The sequence below is a fragment of the Fictibacillus sp. NRS-1165 genome, from assembly GCF_050468105.1.
GTDB classification, from domain to species: domain Bacteria; phylum Bacillota; class Bacilli; order Bacillales; family Fictibacillaceae; genus Fictibacillus_C; species Fictibacillus_C terrinigri.
On the sequence record NZ_JBDPNU010000086.1, the window covers coordinates 1 to 3,211 of the forward strand.

The window sequence follows — 3,211 nt, forward strand, 5'->3', positions numbered from 1 at the left end:
TTATCGGACAATAGGAGTTTTGTAAGAGCTTAAGAGAGTGGTGATGTGATTGAATGGATATCGAACATGGATGTTTGTTCCAGGGTCGGATGAAAAGAAATTACAGAAGGCAGGCAGCTTGAGTGCTGATGTGCTCATTTTTGATTTGGAGGATGCTGTGTCTCCAAATGAAAAAGAAATGGCCAGATCAAGAGTGAGAAAAGCAATCGCTCTTCATAAACAAAAAGTGAATTTTGTAAGAGTGAACAGCTGCCATTCTCCTTACTTTTATGAGGATCTGACGAGTATGGTAACTGCGGGTGTATCAGGGATTGTCTTGTCAAAGGCAGAAACGAGCGAACAAATCCTTTTTCTTGACCGCATGATCAGCGAATTAGAAGCAAAAAGGAACATGGATACACCCGATATTAAAATTGTTCCTCTTATCGAATCCGCTTTAGGGCTGCATCAAGCCTTTGAAATCGCGTCAGCAAGCCCTCGTGTATTACGGATGGCGTTTGGATCCGTGGATTTCGCATTGGATATCCAGGCGGATCTGACGAAAGACGGATTAGAGCTGCTTTATGCACGGTCCCAAATCGTGATAGCATCCAAGGCGGCCCGCATAGAAGCTCCAATTGACACGGTGTACGTTGATATAAGAGACAGCGAAGGGTTTTTGAAAGAAACGACATTGATCAAACAGCTGGGCTTTCAGGGAAAACTGGTTATTCATCCTGACCAGATAGAGCTGGTTAACCAGGTCTTTGTTCCAACACAAGAAGAGATAGAAGACGCGGAAAGATTAGTGAAAGCCTTTGAACATTCATTAGAAAACGGCTCCGGTGTTTTGCAGCTGGACGGTAAAATGGTGGATTTGCCGGTTGTGGATCGGGCCAGAAGGATACTGAGATTAGCAGGGGTCCTTTCTTCTTAAGCGGACAAACGGATGGGAGAGAAGAACGTGAGGACGATACGGATTGGTGCAGGTGCAGGCTATGCCGGCGACCGGATTGAACCTGCCGTTGAATTAATGAAAAACGGCCGTTTGGATTATATCATTTTTGAGTGTCTGGCTGAACGAACCATTGCCTTAGCTCAACAAGAAAAATTGAAGGATACAGAAAAGGGCTTCAATCCATTGCTGGAGTACCGAATGGATAAAATATTGCCCTTGTGTGCTAAAAACCATATTAAAGTGATTACGAATATGGGTGCTGCCAATCCCGTTTCAGCAGCGAAAGCAATCAAAGCAATGGCACAGGAACGGGGAATCCGCGGCCTCAAAATTGCTGCAGTTACAGGAGATGACGTGTATTCGAACATCGGGCAGTATTTGGAGCTAACCGTGATGGAAACTGGGAAGAAGCTGAAAGAAATCCAAACATCCATTATTTCCGCGAATGCCTATATCGGCATGGAGGGAATTGTTAGGGCTTTAAAAGAAAATGCGGATATCGTGATAACTGGGCGGGTCTCTGATCCTTCACTAACGGTCGGCCCGTTGATGCATGAATTCGGCTGGGAGCCTGCAGATTACGAACGGCTGGGTAAAGCGACGGCAGCAGGCCATCTACTGGAATGTGGAGCCCAGGTAACTGGAGGATATTTTGCCGATCCTGGCTATAAAGAAGTGGAAGGCCTATGGAATGTCGGTTTTCCTATCGCTGAAATCAATGAGAATGGGGATATTACTTTAAGTAAACTTCCTGAGGCAGGCGGGGTTGTTTCTACTGCGACAGTAAAGGAACAAATCGTGTATGAAATTCATGATCCGGCGATGTATTTAACCCCGGATGTGATCGCGGATTTCTCCCAAATTGAAGTGGACGAGACGTCTCCTGATCATGTTTTGGTCACGGGTGCGACAGGAACAAGAAAAAGCGGCTTTTATAAAACAAGCGTAGGATATCAGGACGGTTACATTGTAGAAGCCGAAATCAGCTATGGGGGTTCAGGCTGTTTTCATCGAGCAAAGCTGGCTGAGGTAATCATAAGGAAAAGGATCGAACACTCAAATATTCAAATGAAGGATTTTACCATTGATTTTATCGGCGTTTCCTCATTGTACGGGGAGTCTATATCAAAATCATTGAATCCGAACAACTTGCCTTCAGAGGTTCGGTTACGAATTGCGGCAAGGACCACCGAACAGAAAGATGCTCTGGCAATAGGACAAGAAGTAGAAGCCCTCTATACGAATGGACCAGCAGGAGGCGGGGGAGTAAGGGTCAACATTGAGGATATCGTTTCCATTGCCTCAATACTCATCCCGGAAAGTGATATACATATAGACGTTCTTTGCGAGGAGGTGTAATTGTTGAAACTAAAGGAAATTGCCCATTCCAGAACAGGTGATAAAGGAAATATCTCGAATGTTTCTGTCATCGTCTATGAAATGGGTGATTATGAGAAGGTGAAGAATTCTGTAACCGCGGATCGGGTAAAAGATTATTTTCAGGAAATTGTAAAGGGAGACGTGAAACGATATGAACTCCCTAAGATCGGAGCTCTAAATTTCGTTATGGAAAACGCATTAGGCGGGGGTGTCACTCGCTCCCTTGCCATCGATCGCCATGGGAAAAGTTTGAGTTCAGCTCTGATGGATATGGAAATCGATCTGCTTGATTGAAATGGAAGGAGATAAACATCCCTGTATTGACAGGGGTGTTTTAAACATGCTCAAGACTTTTTGGATTATAATGAAGTGATTCAGTTCCTTTTAATAAAAAGAGAGGTGAGAAAAATAAAAATTAATAATTTACTAGTCGTAAGCCCCATGTACAACAAACTTAAGACGATTATTGATAAGGAGGATCTTCATAAAAATTTTCGTTTTCTGCCTGAAGAGGAGATGACGCAGGAGGATTTGGTGTGGGCGGATGCTTATGCCTCCTTTAATTTGAAGTCCGATTATGACTACAGTTCACTTAAATGGGTGCACTCCCTGGGAGCGGGTGTTGACTGTTTTTTATACCAAAAACAGTGGAACGAAGATGTCTTATTAACCAGAACGATTTGTTCCTTTGGACAAAGAATTGCCGAATATTGCTTGAGCTACATACTTAAGGATTTACAGTTACATGACCCCTTTCAAAAATTAAAGAATCAAAAAAAATGGCATCCCTTGACACCTAGATTATTAAATACACAAAAAATCATGGTCTATGGAACTGGTGAGATCGGCCAAACGGCTGCGAAGATTTTCTGAGGATTGGGGATGGAAGTATAT

Annotated in this window: 4 protein-coding genes; all 4 read left to right on the forward strand. The window is 43.4% G+C overall.

The features are described from left to right. Positions 1-49 precede the first annotated feature (49 nt). Complete coding sequence (locus tag ABHN01_RS24040; RefSeq protein ID WP_429877639.1) at positions 50-916, forward strand: HpcH/HpaI aldolase/citrate lyase family protein; 867 nt, start codon at positions 50-52, stop codon at positions 914-916. A gap of 27 nt (positions 917-943) precedes the next feature. Further along, on the forward strand, positions 944-2,296 hold the full coding sequence (locus tag ABHN01_RS24045) for an acyclic terpene utilization AtuA family protein (protein ID WP_429877640.1): 1,353 nt from the start codon (positions 944-946) through the stop codon (positions 2,294-2,296). Between the two features lie 3 nt (positions 2,297-2,299). Beyond that, positions 2,300-2,611, forward strand: coding sequence for an AtuA-related protein (locus ABHN01_RS24050; RefSeq protein WP_429877641.1), 312 nt, complete (start codon positions 2,300-2,302; stop codon positions 2,609-2,611). Positions 2,612-2,716: 105 nt separating this feature from the next. Next, a complete protein-coding gene (locus tag ABHN01_RS24055) occupies positions 2,717-3,190 on the forward strand; it encodes a hypothetical protein (RefSeq protein WP_429877642.1) in 474 nt (157 codons plus the stop codon). Positions 3,191-3,211 lie beyond the last annotated feature (21 nt).